The organism is Neisseria sp. P0022.S010 (assembly GCF_051956635.1).
In genome coordinates, this window is record NZ_JBQCXF010000834.1 from 1 (window position 1) to 530 (window position 530).

1 protein-coding gene is annotated in these 530 nt (G+C 49.6%); it reads right to left on the reverse strand.

Annotated features, from left to right (window positions below; all coding sequences use genetic code 11):
* Positions 1-190: 190 nt before the first annotated feature.
* On the reverse strand, positions 191-530 hold a 340-nt coding region (locus tag ACTHUT_RS21670), incomplete at its 5' end, for a hypothetical protein (RefSeq protein ID WP_440419877.1).

Here is a 530-nt window from a genome sequence, read left to right on the forward strand (position 1 = left end):
ATCCTCCATTGTCAAAGGCTTTGGTGTGGATGAGGCTGCTGTTGAGCTTGGGGGGTTTGGTGTTGGTGGTTGTTTGGTTGGGGTCGGTGGTGGGTTGTGTGGTGAAGGCCGCAATGCGCAAGGTGGTCCTTGGTGTATCGGTACTGAGCGGCTTGGTGTCGTTCAAGGCGGTGTCACTCAGATTGTCATTCTATTGGGCGATAAGTTGCTGGCTGTGTTTGGTGGTTGTTGTGTTTTCTATGTTGGTGGGTTGGGTTGTTGTTTTTTTTGTGTTGTTGGTTTTGGGGTTGGGTGGTTTGTTGGTTGTGGTTTTGTTTTTGTTGGTGTGGTGGTGGAGGGTGTTGTGTTTGTGGGCGGTTTTTCTGTTGGGTTGTTTGTTTTTGTAGGGGTTGGAGTGTTTGGGTTTGTTGGGTGGGGGGGTTTTGTTGTTTTTTTTGTTGTTTGGGTTTTGTGGGGTGGTTGTTGTGTTGGGGTGTTTGGTGTGTTTGGGGGGTTGTTGGGTTGGTTTTTGGGGGTGTGTGTGTGGGGGT